Genomic DNA, 16,611 nt, shown 5'->3' on the forward strand with positions numbered 1-16,611 from the left:
TATTAAAACCTGATACTGTTACCGCGACTTATGTAACTAACCAAAGGAAATTAAGATGTTACTTAAACTAAGCAAAAAGACCGTTAAAAACCTTAACACCTCTTCTGCTAAGCTCAACCCACAGCAAACCCCACAGGTTGCAGGTGGTACTAACCTGGACACTCTGATGTGTCTGAAAACCATGCAGTGCCCACAAACCTGGCAGTGCGCTTAATCGCTAATTTATGATCGACTCGGGGTGACCTGAGCGGTTATATTTTTAGTTTCTTGCTAGACAATGTTGTTGATCGTAGGCCAGTTTACTGGCCTGCTTTGTGTCTCAGTAACAATCTGTATATGTGCTTCACTTATCGACATGGCTTAAGAGAGTTAGTTAAATCTGCTATGTTGTTTGCCTGTGGTAATGCGCGGATCACCTGTTTGCACAGTGCGCGTGTTTTTTCATCATTCGAATGAAGTTTGAGTATCTCCGTGAGCTGATTGAGTGCTTCAGCATACCTACCAAGCTCTTTATAAATTAGTGCCTCCTTATAGCGACCATGAATATTTTCTGGGTTAAGTGCCCGAAACTGCTGTAATGCCGTGAGGCTTCTAAGCTGATCGCTATCTCTAATTCGGTAAGCAATACTGAGCATTAGCCAGGCACGCTCATTGCCGGGGTTTAGCATGACAGCGCGTTTTAGCTGGGTTGTATTCAGCGTCATCATGCCGTCTTTACCGAGCACTTCCGACATAAAAAGTGCGCCAGAAATGCTAACGATGCTAAGTAGGCTGGCAACTTTGGCAAAACGCCATATGCCTGAGCGCAGTTTTATGGCGTACCATACTGTGCAATGCGTATTGCTGTGAATAGCGGCAATCAGAAGTACTGAGAATGCCAGGCTGACGGGGGTTAAAAATACCGCACTAAATTGGGCGTTTATTAGTAGTGCATTATACGCCATACATACCCAGCGCTCGGTCATGCCGCCAAACCAGGCTGCGCGCCAGGCGTGAAAAAGATAATACAGCAACGTGAGCGTCAGCAAAGTTCCGCCCAGCCAGCCTAGTTCGGTGTATAGTTTTGCGATTATATTATGTGGGGTTTTTAATATGTCGCTGTGCCCGACCATGGGAGACGCGAATTTTGTGCCGATTTTAGCATATTTAGGGTGTACGAATTCAAAGTTATTGACACCGACACCCAGTGGGTTATCCATCAGCATGTCTTTGCTGTTAACCAGTAAATTTAACCGGGGTTGATAGCTTGTACTCAGCGAGCTGTGTAATGAACTAAGTTTCTCGGACAGCCGGCCATTTTGCAGTGTATCAGAATAGGTAAATAACGCTGCGCCTGAGAGTAGCAGGGCACTGATTGACAAAAATATCAGAGCCTGCTTCTTATCCTTGTAAACGATCATGCAAAATAGCATCAGCTCGCTGATGAGCAGGGCAATAATGGTGCTACGTATAGCACAGAGCATCAGTATATATGTCAGTGTAAGCAGTATAACCGCCAGCAACACTCTGTGCGTCAGGTTCTTTGCATGGTAGATGCTTAACACCAGGGACGGGATCCAAATCACCATAACATGCCCTGCATTGTTGATAAATCCGATGGGAGTGAAGTTACCGACGTGCTGAGGAATACTCATGAATCGTTCAATGAAAAAGGCCAGACAGAAAACGCCAGCAGATATAGCGCTCGCGCTCAGCAATAAATGCGTAAGTTGCGCCTTTTTATATTGTTGCAATAGGGCCCAAAGGGTCAATCCAACTAAAATCAGTCTGCAAATTAACGAGGTACCAGCATAAAAGTTGGGTGCCCAGAGTAAAGTAGTACTAGCATAACCAATCGCGCAGATTAACAGAGCAGAGGGTATAGTAATGTGCCAGGCTTTGACTTTTAGGTGGTATAAAACAAACAGACTAAGGCCAACTTCGAGCAAGAAAAACTTTGGAGTATCATGGCTATAGTACACCGTTTGCCAGCGCACAATAGTGATTAAAGCAAATAAACCGATGAGAAACTGACATGGTCTCGAGCTGTTGATAAACATGGTTTGGCTACCCTGTGTCAAAGAAGCTGCCCATTACAGGCAGCTCAGGTGGGTGGATCACTGGGCGTATTCAATGACCAGTCGAACATCGTTCACGTTAAAAAGTCCATTGCTTCCTTCGTTAGCGACAAACATCAGCTTCAGCAGTTGATCATTACTGTTAATAATTGTCTCTAGTCGGGTGAGCTCAGATACAGGGAATGGAGCAGCATAGTTAAGCGTTGTGCCTCCCGGAGGCTCTATAGTTGTGAGCTGGCAAACTGGGGCGGCAAGGTCACACGGCAGGTTGAAGTCATCAGGCTGCAACTGCTGGCTCTGCTCACTGATATAGACCTTGACTCCCCCAGAGGCATTTACTCTGTCAAAGACCAATTCAGCACGAGTGATCCTGGCATTTTTTGGCAGACCAGACAGGTCTAATGCCATATAACCCCGGCTTATATAATCCTGACTTTCTCGAAGGCTAATGCCATTGCCGTGATAAATCATCACGCCGCCCTGGTACTGATCTGTATAGGAAGATTTGACGATGGAGCCTCTATATTGCGGTTCGGCGGCAAGTTCCTGAATCTCTGTATATAGCCCGTCAAGCACCGCCACGGCCGCGAAAGGGATATTAATTTGTTCATTGAGTGAATTATTCTCAACAGTTAAAGTCGCATTGTCTGTGGTGCTAAAATCACCCAGATAGGTCACATTGAATTTTGTGGATTCGTCTTGTTCCAGTGTCTGCGGCCAGTTAGGCATGCTGGATAACCGGTATTTGTCAGCAGGCACAAGCGATACCTCGCTAATATTGAGCGCACCGCTGCCCTCATTGGCAAATTGGAGTTTTATCGTCGGGGTATTTTCTGTAAATATCAGGCTGGGCCCATTATCAACCAGTGGCTGGCGGGTATCATCGAGAATCGCTTCGCCTTTAAAGGTCGCAACCTGCTGTTGTAAAGTCAGCACAACGTCATTTAGCGGAATCTCATTACCGTTTTGATCCACTGTGCTCCATCTGTCCGGGAAAAAGCGCAGAGTCTGTGTGCCACTTGTCAAATCCTGGTAGGTCGCCGAAATCTCGTAGAAGAGTGAATCTGGTATTTGCGTGGCACTTTCGGTAAACAGCGCTCTGGCTGAGGTTTTACCCTGCTGGTTTGTGGTATAAGTTTGCTGATAGCTAAAGCCAGCCTTGCTGGTTAGCGTGACCTCAGCATTGGGAATAGCCTGACCTGCAGCATCTCGCACGGTAACATTCATGTTTTTGTAGCCCGCCCGTTCACCATCCAGGCGATAATCAAAGTTCCACCAGCTAAAGTGACCTACCTGGCCCACGTAATAGTCTCCATCGAGGGTGGCATTGCCTTCATGGGTCCAGGTACCGGTTTCTTCATTGAGGCGCCACAATGGCATAGTTTCAGGGGCCGTAGCAGGATCGGCAACTTTAATACGAATATCGGCAGAGTGACCATTTCTGATCTGCAAAGGGGTACCGTTGCTGTCGGTCAGCTCTGCACCTATCACGCCATAGGAGATGATGTCTACCAGGCTGCCGTCGGCTATTTGCCCTTTAAACTCGCCCGGGAAAGTGGAATAAAACTGATCGGACAACGGGTTGAGCGCCGTGTATTGTATCCGGACCTGACCGGTGTACAACTCACCATTTTCATATGCAATGCTGTTTGGTGCAAAGTCTATACGGGCCAGGTCGCCGCCGATATTGATATTGGTGGGTTGTGTGGCATTAAATCCTACCGTTTGCGCTTCGGCCAGATTAATTTTATCCAGGGTAAGTGTTTCATCGCTCTGTAATTCAATACGCTTGTAATAGGGCAGGAAACCCGGAGCCTGAACATTAAGGACATGTTCACCAACGGGGACATTGTCAATGCTGAGCTGTCCAAGTTGATCGACATCAACATGTCTGCCAGACAGGCTGGCCTGTGCTTGCGGGAGCGCTGTGAAGCGGCTTATACCATTGCTTTCAACCTGATATCCGACACGGCTACGCACAGAAGCACTGTCCTGTGTACCAACAGGGTCGCCGGTGACTTCGAACTCAAAGGAAGCGGAGCCACTTCTTGACGCATCGGCATTAAATGCAACCACATCAAGTCGGTAGCTGCCCGGAATAAATCGACCATTTACGGACGTCGCAAAAGGGGAAAAGCGTGAATCAAGGGTATAGTTGCTGGTATTTACGGCCACAACCTGGCCATTGAGATACCAGACATAGGTCACATTGGTAGCATCGACATCACTGGCCGCAATACCTGCACTGGCAGCTATGGTGGTGTCTGAATCAAATGCAAAGGTCGTAGCGTATTGGCTACTGCCGATCAACGAAACAGGCAGGTTTTCATCCAAATCTAAGTTAAACTCAAAGTTAACTGACCCCAGACCCGCAGCACCAGTCAAACTGTACTGACCTATGGTAGTTTGATCCGCCAGGATCTGCACGGTCTCAGCAACACCCAGTGCCAGATGCTGCTGCTCGCCATTATTACCCTGATCATGCACTGTGACGATGAGTGTATAGTAACCACTGGGTACCGTATCTGAGAGGGTGGCGATATAGGTTTTAAATCCCACTTTTACAGGACCTGGTTGCAGAGTCAGTGAAATTGACTCGCCCGTTGCGGGTTTGAGCATGGCTGACATCACTTCGCCCTGAACACTTGCTTCCGGGAACTCAAGGTTCAGTGTAAAACTACCCGTCCCCTCAATCAGCGACAGATCAATGGCTGTGCTGGTGACTTCACCGACATTGATGTTAACTGCTGTGGCTCCCTGAGCGAAACGTTCTGAAGCCGCGTTTTGAGCTTCCACTGCTATGTCCCACTGACCAAAACGTAAAAAGTCCAGCTGGAGATTATTACCTGAGGTCAGTGTCTGGCTAAATGCACTATTCTCAGGGCCTGCGCCAGAAATAACATATTGACTGGCCGTTAAATCTAAATCTGGTTTGAGCGTCGCTTGCTCACCGGCTGGGGCATGTCGCCCCGCCAAGGTTGGTTGGCGCTTAGACGGATATGAAACCGCGTCACTGGAATCCTGAAATATGTCAGACTGGCCGACGACACCTGAAGATAAATGATTTTGAAACTGTGTAGTATTTGACTGGGTCTCTAGGGCATTTACCGTGATGCTCAGTGAACCAGTTTGTGATGGCGTTGTCTGGCTGGGTGGCTTGGTATGCTGGCTATCTGAGTTTTTAGCTGAAGTGCCGTCACCACCTCCGCCACATCCTGATATTAGCGCTGTTAACACAGCGACGTGCATAAGTTGCTTGTGTGTTTTTAAAGTCATTTTGTACCCTTTATAAAAATGCCGTATTTATTGGTTGATTTTAAGCTGGGTAATTTATTTGAAAGTAATATGGGGAAGTATTACGCGGCGTTTACAGTTTTTATTGAGGAAATTGGAATGTTATAGATGGTGGTTGGGTTAAAGTTGAACATGACAATGGGGGGATGGTTGTGGAATTGTATTTTTATATAGAATAGTTTTTAGGGTGGTGTGGTATTAGTGCTTTTAACTTCGAATAAATAAACAGGAATGAAAAGGGAGTATGGGGTTAGAGTCAATTTGGGTCAATTTTATAATTGTGGCGTCTTCATGCCTTTTTTTGGGCGCGGTATTAAAGTGGGAAGTTGGTTTAGATTTTTATTATTATATTAGCTCTATGAATGAGGCTTTTATTTACAGGGTTTTCTCATGTCTCACCAATATATTTGGTGAGTATGATTAATATGTTGGCATGTTATTATATTGCTTTCCCAATTTTAATCCACGCCTACCTGAGCTTCTAATATGCCCGCTTTCAGTATTGTAAAGTGCTTGCCTGCAAAACGAATATGGCCTTTTTTACGCTCGAAGAGACAGCTAGCAGGGAGCATCTGTCCAGAAGCTTGATAGATTTGTTGTCTTGCTCTGTGAACAAGGATATTGACGTGATTCTCACTGTGACCTAAATCTCTTGCCAGTGCCTTAATACTCACCCAGCCTTGTGCCAGCTCATCAACAGGAACGCGTGCATGATATGCGTTCGCTTTATATCTTGCCAGCAATGCAGTCAGGTAGTGATGTGCTCTTTCCTTTAAATCAATTACGCCATGAGGCGAACTCATTATTATGTTTGTTTGCTCTTCGTCCTGGCTCAGTGAGATTTCATATTCGAGTTGGTTGGCGATGTCCTTGGCAGGTATGGTCGCTTTGGATTCATTGATAGCTGTGATTGACAGGCGCCAATGTTTGCCGCCTATTGTGACCAGGTCCCCATCAGTAAGATTCTTGATTTGCTGAGTATCAAGGTTTTCAACACACCATTGGCAATTGCTTATGTCAAAAAACATGGCTATTTCGGGCGTGCCCTCAGTGGGAAAAAGATGATAACCATCCAGTACAATATGGGTATCAATGGGATCGTGCTCTGTCACATTGGGAAGCAGCAGGTCCTGCGGAGGAGCACAGCATATGACTTTAAATTCCAGCTGTGCGAGGTTAGAGAAGCGAATACAATCTCCGACACTGAGCTGGGTGTCCTGGTTTGACTTGAGGCGCACTGAATTAAGCCAGATCCCATTTTTGCTCACATCTCTGATAATCCAATGGTCCACATGCCATTCTATGAGGCCGTGGATCCGGGAGATAGCTATGTCGCTTAGCAGGGTATCAACACCCTGGTTAAGTCGTCCGAATCTATGGAACGTTCTAATATGAATGTGTTCGTTGCTGAATGTGTTCCTGAGGATAGCCATCAATGTCCCTAACGGTGTATTCGTTTTTGCGTGATATATTGTCACAGTTACATTTTATGGCTGTCAACTGAGCCGGTTACAAAAATTAAGGCAAGTAGAGTAAAAGCTACTCAGGTGGGGCGGGCAGCGCCCATAGAGAGAAAGCCTTCAGGACAAAGTTTGAAAGGCCAGAGAGTCTTAAAAACACGACCTCAGTCAGTGCCAAGGCGCAAAGGCATTGCCAGTCAGATAATTAGACGTTTGTTATTTGGTTAGCTCCTTGCGAGAGTTAAGAATAACTATGGCGATATAGACCAGGGTGATATAAAAATTCACGAACGGGATCATTGAGGCGAATAGCGCCACTTTCTTACTGTAGTGGTATTTATGTGCAATGGTTAAGTTTACGATAACAAACAAGACAGTCTGAACTACCAATACAAAGGGGGCAAGCGATAATTCGCCATTTCTGAGCATGTCTAACATAGTTGGGTCTTCATTCTTATAATGGTTTTAATTGATGAGCGTTATTTCAATACGCAGATGCTGCGCTGTGCCATCCAGGTGTTTCACTCTGAAATCTGAATGATACTCAGCCGCTTTTTCCAGAAACTGTTGCTGTCTGGCGTGCGAAGAAAACGCATAGATGCCCTGCAAAGTCGTGCCTGCATCAGCAATAGGGTTGCCGTCTGCGTCTGACGCACTGCCGGGCACATAACTGAATCTGAGTCTGGCACTGGCAAGTGTTGGGGCTTTCATCAAAATGTGAGAGCCATCGGCAAATTCAAACCGCAATTCCATGCCTGCCAAATCGATGAATGGATTCAATGCACCAAACATACTATCCATGATGGAGGTGATTTGAGTGCCATAATACGTAACCGTCTCATTGTCTTTTATCCAGTCGTCAAATCTTTGCCGGCTGCTGGGGTTTCGTGCCAGCTCCCACGCTGAATTAAACGGGTAATATCCGGGGCCTGCGCTGGCATTACCCGGCACCTTGATCTTAGCGACCATCCGAAGGTTATCATCTGTGTGGGCATTGGGCGTAGTTGCCGCCATAATAGCCGGGGCGTTTGAGCCTGCGGTATTGTGCTCAGATGCAGCAACAGGGCCTGCAAGTGAGAGCACGACAAGCACGGTGAGTATGTTCAAAATCATCGTTGCCTTTTTTAGTATTCTTAGTGGCGTCTTAACGGGTAATGCTACTTTTTTTATCATAAATATCAAAGGTATTGCTTGGCGTTTCGAACCGTGGCTTGTGGCGTATTATTTGAACTAAGGTAAGAGAGGCTGGGGCACGCACAAAGCAGTGCCCCGAATGATTTTTAAAGGCTGTGCCTTAGTGCGCAACTACAATCAGGCGAATGGCGTCCAGTTTGACCTGAGCCTTGCCGATGTGCTCGCTGAGCGCGCTGCGTTGTTTATCGAATACCTGAATTTCTTCGTCACGGATATTCGGGTTAACCGCTTTCAGTGCCTGCAAGCGGGCCTGCTCGTCACTCAGGCGGGTTTCCATCTGTGCTTGTGCAGCTTGTTGCAGGTCAGCCATCTGTGCTTTGGCCTGCTCTTCGGCTTTGCTGATCAGCGGGTGGATACCTGATTGCAGGGCATTGGCCAGTTTACTGGCGGTCTGACGACCAACGGCAGAGAGCTGGTTGTTAAAGGCATCAAAGGCCACGTTTTGCGCCAGATCGTTACCGCTTTTATCCATCAGCACCCGGATTGGTGTGGGTGGCAGGAAGCGGCCAATTTGCAGTGATTTAGGAGCCGACGTTTCGGCCACAAAGATCAGCTCAACAAAGAAAGTACCTACCGGCAGTTTGTTGTTTTTCAGCAGGGCAACAGAGGCACAACCAAAGTCGTCGTCACAGATCATGTCCATCACACCCTCAACCATAGGGTGATCCCAGCTGATAAACTGGGCATCTTCTTGTGAAAGCGACGTAGCACGGTCAAAAGTCACGGTGATGCCATCGTCTTTCAGGCTCGGGAAAGACGGATTGAGCATGTGCTCAGTCGGCTTCAGGATAATGGTGTTTTCACCTTTGTCTTCCTGGTTTACTCCAAAGATGTCGAACACATTAATCATGTAAGTGGGTAAGACAACGTCGTCGTCCAGCGCTTCGATTTCTTCAGCAATGCCATCGGCTTTGCCCATACCGCTTGAATGCAGTTCCAGCAGACGGTCGCGACCTTGCTCCATTTTGGCGCGCAGCACTGTGTTTTGCTTGGCAACCTGCTCAAGTAACGGATCCAGTTCTTCTTCATCACAGTTATGCGCGGCAACCAGTTCGAGTAAATCCTCTGAGAATTCTTTATAAAGCAACTGGCCGGTGGTGCTGGTGGTTTCGAACGCATCCAGTGCTTCGTCATACCAGCGCAGTAGCACTTCCTGGGCAGTATTGGCGAAGTAAGGCACATGAATATTCACATCCTGCTGCTGACCAATGCGGTCCAGACGACCAATACGTTGTTCCAGCAGATCCGGGTTCAGCGGCAAATCGAACAGCACCAGGTGGTGGGCAAACTGGAAGTTACGACCTTCTGAGCCTATTTCTGAACACAGCAGTACTTGGGCAGAGTCATATTCATCGGCAAAGTACGCCGCAGCGCGGTCACGCTCTAAGATAGACATCCCTTCATGGAATACGGCTGACTTAATGCCTTCGCGTTCACGCAGGGTTTGCTCCAGGCTGATGGCGGTTTGCGCTTCGGCACAGATCAGCAGCACCTTTTGTTGTTTAAGCTCTTTGAGCTTATCGATCAGCCAGGCGACACGCGGGTCGAACTGGGTCCAGCTGGCGCTTTCGCCTTCAAACTCCTGGAAGATTTTTTCTGGGAACAGGGCACGCAGAGCGCTTTTGTCTGCACTTTGAATGCCGCCAAGGTTACCCATGACAGAGATAGCGGTTTTGTACTGCTTTGGCATCTCAACAGGACAGGCGTGCAGGATACGGCTTGGGTAACCGTCAATACCACTGCGGCTGTTGCGGAATAAAATACGGCCTGTGCCATGACGGTCCAGCAAGTTGTTTAGCAGCGTTTGCTTGGCTGTTTCTTCGCCCTGTTCAACCTGGCTAAGTAGTTCGGTGATGTCGGTTTCTTTTAACAGCTCAGTCAGGGTTGCTTTGGCTTTGTCGTCCAGCGCTGCGTCTTGCAACAGTTTATTGGCGGCATCGGCAACTTCTTTATAATGGCTTTCTTCTTCCACAAAAGCGTCGTAATCGTAGAATCTGTCCGGGTCAAGTAATTGCAGACGAGCAAAGTGGCTGCGGTGGCCAAGTTGATCTGGCGTGGCGGTCAGCAGGATCAGGCCAGCAATGTCCTGGCTTAACTCAGCAATGCGCTGATATTCGGTGCTTGGTTTGTCTTTTTCTACCGTCAGGTGGTGCGCTTCATCAACAACCAACAGATCCCAGTCTGCTAATGTTGCTTGCTCAAACCAGCGGCGTTTCTTGGTGATAAATTCCAGGCTCACCAACACCAATTGCTCAGTTTCAAATACGTTTGGAGAATCCGCAAAGGCTTCGTCACAGCGGTCTTCGTCAAAAATAGAGAAGTGCAAGTTGAAGCGGCGCAGCATTTCAACCAGCCACTGATGTTGCAGGCTTTCAGGCACGACGATAAGCACACGGCTGGCACGACCCGTCAGGATTTGTTGATGCAGGATCATACCGGCTTCAATGGTTTTACCTAAGCCAACTTCGTCCGACAGTAAAACCCTGGGCGCGAAACGTTTACCTACTTCGTCGGCTATATAAAGCTGGTGGGGGATCAGACTGGCACGCTGACCAATGAGGCCTTTTAAATGAGACTGCTGGCGATTGAACTGATGTTGCCAGGTTTGATAGCGCAGCGTGTAGCGGTCGAATCTGTCAACCTGACCTGCAAATAGACGGTCCTGAGGTTTATTAAACTTAATGAAGTGATCCAAAAAGGTTTCTTTTAGTGTGACCGGTTCTTCGTTATCGATACGTTCGCCGTGATAACACAGCAAGTCGCCTTGCTCTTCCACTTTTTCAACACGCATTTCCCATTCGTCAACACAGCGGATCACATCGCCGGGATTAAAAATCACGCGGGTAACCGGGGCTTCCTGCACAGAATAAACGCGGTTCTCACCACTGGCAGGAAACAATATCGTCACCTGGCGACCTTCCAATGCCACTATGGTGCCCAATCCTAAATCTGACTCAGTATCACTGATCCAGCGCTGACCTAAGGAAAAATTCATGCTTGTCTCGTCTCGCGGAAAAAAGGCGGCCATGGTACCGAGAAGCACCGCCTTGTTCAAGGTTGTGAGACAACGATAAACGTACATAAACTGTGATTTTTTTCACATTATGCTATTGACCTGGGCGAACACAGGAGCCTGGGCTACTTGTTGTCCTGTCTGGCGTTATTTTCGGCCACAGTGTTTACGTCCTCACGACGAAAAATAAGCATAGCTCAAGTGTTCAGAATTGACGTAGCGAAGGTGGATTGTCTGACCTAGTGGTTAACGCCACTGTCATAAAAACGACTTTTGTGACAAATAGACTAAACTTAGGGTAAGAGCATTGGCTTGCTTGGCGACCAAGTCTTTGTTCAGTAGTAGTTTTCACTAAATAGGAACGCACTATGGGAAATGATGACCTCGACCGTAAAATGTATGTGTTAGATACCAACGTACTCCTTCACGAACCCCTCGCTTTCTTTTCATTTCAGGAACACGACGTAGTAATCCCCATGACAGTTCTGGAAGAGCTGGACCACATAAAAGACAGAAAACGCGACGTCAGTAGCGATGCCAGGGTGGCCATTCGCAGCCTTGACGACGTGTTGCGTAACGCCTCACCAGAGCAAATGCTGGAGGGGGTTTCCTTGCCCAAAGTGCAGCGCGATACGCATAAACCCGCGAGTAGCGGCAAGCTCATCGTGATCAATGATCACTTGTACCCCGACAGTATCTCTGGCTTACCGGGTAACGAAAATGACCACAGAATTATTAACTGCGCCATTCAATTGCAAAAACAATACTCAGATAAAAAAGTGGTGCTAGTCACCAAAGACATAAATATGCGCCTCAAGGCCAAAGGGGCCGGACTCAAATTTGTAGAGGACTACCGTACTGATCAGCTCATCGATGACATTAACCTGCTGACCTCGGGGTATAACAAGTTTACCGGGGATTTCTGGGCCAATGTGGGTGAGTGCCAGACAGAGCAGCAGGGCCGTTACACCTTGCATCAGGTGCCCGCAAAACTGATGCCGGAAGTCTTTGTCAATGAATACCTGATAGATGAAGGGGATCATTTCGCCGCCCGGGTGGTGGGCTATGACACAGAACACGTGACACTAAAAGACATTAGCGTTGAGCGCCTGATGCACCAACAGGCCTGGGGCGTTGCGCCTAAAAATGTGTATCAGGGTATGGCGCTGGATGCGTTGCTGGATCCAAATATCGAGCTGGTGATCCTGACCGGCCCGGCTGGTTGCGGTAAAACCTTACTGGCGCTGGCCAGTGCGCTGGAAATGATCATAGAGAAAGGCGTCTACGATAAGGTGATTGTAACTCGTAACACCCCGGAAATTGCAGAAAGCATTGGCTTTTTACCTGGCACGGAAGAAGAAAAAATGGCCCCGTGGCTGGCGGCAATTACGGATACGCTGGAGGTATTACATAAACACGACGAGAGTCCCATATCGAGCCGTAACTATATTATGGAAAAGGCCAACATTCAGTTTAAGTCAGTCAACTTTATGCGTGGACGCAGTATCCAAAATGCGGTGGTGATTCTGGACGAGAGCCAGAACCTGACGGCCTCTCAGTTAAAAACCATTATCACACGCTGTGGTGAGGGTACTAAACTTATCTGTACCGGTAACCTGGCGCAGATAGACAGCAATTATCTGACCCCTGTGACTTCAGGGCTTACTTATATCGTTGAGCGCTTCAAAGATTTTGAAGGCTCTGCGACGATTAATCTTAATGGGGTGGTCAGAAGTCGCCTCGCGTCATTTGCCGAGCAAAACTTGTAACACCAGGCGGACCCTTGCGGTCCGCTTATTTCCCACCCTAGCTTTCTAACTCACTTGAAAGATTGGCATGTGCTCGTTACTCTTGCTAAAACAAGGAACTAACGTCGAGCCATTGCGTGCCGGAATTTCTCCCTCTTAAGAACTATCGTAAGGCGATCAGTATTGCCTTGCTGGTGCCCATGTTGCTGGCTGTGGTGCTGTGCTTTCACCTGTATCAGATAAAGCTTGAGCGTCAGTATCAAGTGTATCAGGCCCAATTTTTTGTACTTGCCGGGCAAGTTGAGCAAGAAACGCTGGCTGCGCAAACGGTTATAACCAGTGTTCGCAACAGTCTGGCTGAGCCTATCCGCTATCAGCTCGATGCACAGTGGCAGCAGAATATTCGTCAGCAGGCGGGTTATTTTTATCGCCAGCTACCAGATAATGGGGGAGAGGTTGTGGGGCTGGGCCGCTTTGTGCCAACGCCACAACTGAGAGCTCAATGGCAGCAAATTATGGCTTTGGGCCCCAGTTTCAATACCGCGCTTGCCCTGATTGATGAGCTCGAAGCCGTGGTATTTATTCAGGAAAACGGCTTTGCCTTTGTTAAACGGCGTGATACCAGTCAGAGCAACCTGCTAACGGCCATTGTTGAATCGCGTTTTACACCACAATTTAGTCAGGGGGTCACGGCCACCAGCATGCCTACCCGGGTATTTGGTAAGCACTATTTTGCACTGGGGCAGCGTCTGACCAGTGGTTCACAATCACAGATCCTGCTGATTTATGATGTTGATAAACTTGCCAGCCGACTGCAGCAGATGACCTTTGGTGGAGGAACATTAGCACTGAAAGGCACGCAGCCGGGTGTCATATTGGCTTCCAGTAAAGGTTATCAGGATCTGGACGACGACCAGGTACGCAACGCTAAGCTGCCCTGGAAGGGCGGCGTTCGCTTTAACTATCGTCCGACCGGACAGCCTTTTACCTTGAGGTTTGTTCAGGATGAAGCTCGTTTCTCTGCACCGGCGCGATATGAGGTGATACTGGAGCTGGGGTTTTTGATCATATTTATTGTCTTTACCTTTGCCGCTTACGTTTGGCTTAACGCGCAAGTATTTATCCGACCCCTCAAGCATTTTGTCAGATACCTGACTTATCAGGAGCATACCCCGGAAGCTACGATGAGTTATGCTGTTCCGAGAGACTGGCAGCCATGGTTCAGAGAAATAAAACAGGTCGTGACACAGAAGCGGCATGCATTACAACAGCTGCAGGAAAACAATACCAAACTGGATGAGCAAGTGCAGCGACAGAAGAAGGCCCTGTCACGCAGTTTAGAAGCCAAGGAACGCCAGGCGGCATTACTTAAAACGGTCCTGAACTCGGTGCCTGATCTGGTTTACTACAAGAATATAGATGGTTCATTTATTGGCTGCAATGAGGCGTTTGAACGGTTTATGGGAGTCGCTCAGGTTGATCTGGTTGCGCGTGAACATCAGGAAGTAACAGAGCGTCACCTGGCTTTACTGGATCTTGAGCACACCATGAACTTTCAGGGACAAAGCCTGACCGATACCCTGATGCTGGAGGGAAGTAGTTATCTGATCACCGTCTCGCCTTTGTACAACGATCTGCGTAAACGTATCGGGACTTTGGGGGTAGCACGGGATATCAGTGAGCAGCAACAGGCTTTGACAGCGTTACGGGCGTCCGAGCAGAACTTTAAAGCTGCCATCGAGTATGCGCCCAATGGGGTGATTTTACTGTCTATTGACCGACTCGTGCTGGAGCTTAACCGAACGGCGCGTAAGTTATTTGTGCGCGTTGATATTGGCAGTAGTTTGTACAGCGTGTTTGAAGACGCCGATGTTGAGGCACTGAATGATGTGCTGGACCATTGCTTACAAGAACGACAGGGGGCCAGTGAATTGAGTATGGCTCAGCAAGATCCCAAACGCTGGCTGCACCTGAGTGTTTCTCTGGTCTGGGACAAACAAAAGAATCCCAAGTATTTTGTTATCCACGTGCAGAATGTAACTGCACTGGTGCGCGCCCGATTGGATGCTGAGCGGGCCAATCATGCCAAAAGCCGCTTTATTGCCAATATCAGTCATGAGATCCGCACGCCTATTAATGCCATTTTGGGGATGGTGAGCATTCTCAAGCCCGAATTGGATAGTCAGAAAGAACAACAAAAGCTTGAGCAAATCGAAAGTGCCGCGCAGCAGTTGCTGACCATGCTGAATGACATTCTTAATTTTGCCCGGCTGGAAAGCGGGCAGGGTAAACCCAACAACCAGCCATTTTGTCTGGTTGATCTGATCTCCAGCCTGAATGGCCTGATCGCACCACTGAGCAGTGCCAGGCAACTTGAGTTCGAGATAGAGGTTGACCCATTTATCTGGCCGAGATTGATTGGTGATGAAGCACGTATCAAGCTGGTATTAATGAACCTGCTGGGCAATGCGGTCAAGTTCACAGAGCATGGCAGAGTAGGCCTGAGCCTGTCTTTGCAACCAGGCATACAGGCACCTGAGCAGACTATTCAGTTTTGTGTCTGGGATACTGGCCCTGGGATCAGTGAACAGGATCAGGCACGTTTATTCGATGCCTTTACTCAGGGAAATGAAAGCAGCTCCCGCCCTCACGAAGGGATTGGGCTTGGCCTGGCCATTGTGAAGCAGGTGATCCAGTTACTAGGCGGGGAAGTAACGTTAACGAGTAAGCCCGACGTCGGCAGTCGATTTGAGTTTACCTTGCGATTAGAGCGTGCGGCGTTATCTGATGAACAAAGCCGTAAGTCGCTATTTTTGATTTTGGATGGACAGGCACCTTTGCCTTATCTGGCCCATCAGGGTATTCACCAGGGCAGCCTGGCTGATTTGAGGGCGCTCAGTCAGTCGACTCCGATTCATTACCTGGCGTCCAATGATCCTGACCATGTTCGAGCGCTGAGTCAGTCGGAGTCTGGATTGGACGCACAGTGGTTGGTGCCGGACACTGGCGCATTTTCACAGCTTTTGCCCGCTGACTTTGAGGCGATCAGACTCGCTCAGCCGGTGTTCTACCAGAGCCTGAGTACCTGCACATTGGAAGTGCCAAAAGCCGCGTTACCGAATGCCTGCATTTTATCGCCTTTATTGTGTATCGTGGTGGATGACAACCCGGTCAATCTGGATATCAGCAGGACGGTACTGGAGCAGCGTGGTGCCACCGTGGTTGCACTGAGTAGTGCTGAAAATATCGTTGCAATTTGTCACAAGCTGCGCCCGGATGTGGTGTTGATGGATTTGTACATGCCTAACATCGATGGCTATGAAGCCAGCCGACAATTGCGCAGTCAATTTGATCAACAAAGCTTGCCTATTATTGCATTAACCGCCAATGCTCATGAACAGGAAAAGCAGCAGGCTATGGCGACTGGGTTAAACGGCTTTTTAGTCAAGCCTGTGGCCCCGGTCGATCTGTGTGCGGCGCTTCAGGACTATGTGCCAGATAACGATACGGTATTTGATTATCCGTTTGCGCTGGCACAAATGATGGGTAATGAAGCGCTGGTACGTACCATGCTGGAAAAGTTTGCTAAGCTTGGTGAGGAGTACATTGCATCTTTACAGAAAGCGCTGAGCGCATCAGAGTTATTTAGCCTGGCCCATACCATCAAAGGGTCAGCAGCAGGATTAGGATTACACCGATTGGCAGCTCAGGCGCGAATATGCGAAGTCGCCGCGAAGCAAGCGAATGAAGATGTATCTGATCAACTACCTTGTGATCAAGCGCAGTTGCTGGCAGCAGCAGAACAAACTTTGTGTTTTATTTCGTTTTGGCTAAAAGGATAAGAA

At 48.3% G+C, this 16,611-nt stretch carries 9 protein-coding genes; 3 read left to right on the top strand and 6 right to left on the bottom strand.

What is annotated here, in order from left to right:
* Window positions 1-55: 55 nt before the first annotated feature.
* Window positions 56-214: a hypothetical protein gene (locus PRUB_RS20240; RefSeq protein ID WP_155946265.1), complete on the top strand. Its 159-nt coding sequence runs from the start codon at window positions 56-58 to the stop codon at window positions 212-214.
* Window positions 215-347: 133 nt separating this feature from the next.
* Here the strand turns inward: PRUB_RS20240 and PRUB_RS20245 are convergent, their stop codons facing one another.
* The 6 genes from PRUB_RS20245 to rapA all read right to left on the bottom strand — a co-directional run bounded on the left by PRUB_RS20245 (window position 348) and on the right by rapA (window position 11,000).
* Window positions 348-1,634: an O-antigen ligase family protein gene (locus PRUB_RS20245; protein WP_162144643.1), complete on the bottom strand. Its 1,287-nt coding sequence runs from the start codon at window positions 1,632-1,634 to the stop codon at window positions 348-350.
* A 462-nt stretch (window positions 1,635-2,096) separates the two neighbouring features.
* Window positions 2,097-5,333 (bottom strand): PEGA domain-containing protein, encoded by a 3,237-nt coding sequence (locus PRUB_RS20250; protein ID WP_010385269.1) that lies wholly within the window; start codon window positions 5,331-5,333, stop codon window positions 2,097-2,099.
* A 476-nt stretch (window positions 5,334-5,809) separates the two neighbouring features.
* Complete coding sequence (locus PRUB_RS20255; protein WP_040644705.1) at window positions 5,810-6,784, bottom strand: FHA domain-containing protein; 975 nt, start codon at window positions 6,782-6,784, stop codon at window positions 5,810-5,812.
* A gap of 243 nt (window positions 6,785-7,027) precedes the next feature.
* Window positions 7,028-7,249 (bottom strand): hypothetical protein, encoded by a 222-nt coding sequence (locus PRUB_RS20260; protein WP_010385267.1) that lies wholly within the window; start codon window positions 7,247-7,249, stop codon window positions 7,028-7,030.
* 27 nt (window positions 7,250-7,276) lie between these two features.
* Complete coding sequence (locus PRUB_RS20265; RefSeq protein WP_010385266.1) at window positions 7,277-7,924, bottom strand: hypothetical protein; 648 nt, start codon at window positions 7,922-7,924, stop codon at window positions 7,277-7,279.
* A gap of 181 nt (window positions 7,925-8,105) precedes the next feature.
* Window positions 8,106-11,000: an RNA polymerase-associated protein RapA gene (gene rapA / locus PRUB_RS20270; RefSeq protein WP_010385265.1), complete on the bottom strand. Its 2,895-nt coding sequence runs from the start codon at window positions 10,998-11,000 to the stop codon at window positions 8,106-8,108.
* A 386-nt stretch (window positions 11,001-11,386) separates the two neighbouring features.
* On the opposite strand from rapA, the gene PRUB_RS20275 reads away from it, so the two are divergent.
* Entirely contained in the window at window positions 11,387-12,787 is a 1,401-nt protein-coding gene (locus PRUB_RS20275) for a PhoH family protein (protein ID WP_010385264.1), read from the top strand.
* A 116-nt stretch (window positions 12,788-12,903) separates the two neighbouring features.
* On the top strand, window positions 12,904-16,608 hold the full coding sequence (locus PRUB_RS20280; RefSeq protein WP_010385263.1) for a PAS domain-containing hybrid sensor histidine kinase/response regulator: 3,705 nt from the start codon (window positions 12,904-12,906) through the stop codon (window positions 16,606-16,608).
* Window positions 16,609-16,611: the final 3 nt, after the last annotated feature.

Origin of the sequence: Pseudoalteromonas rubra (assembly GCF_000238295.3) — a bacterium.
GTDB lineage: Bacteria > Pseudomonadota > Gammaproteobacteria > Enterobacterales > Alteromonadaceae > Pseudoalteromonas > Pseudoalteromonas rubra.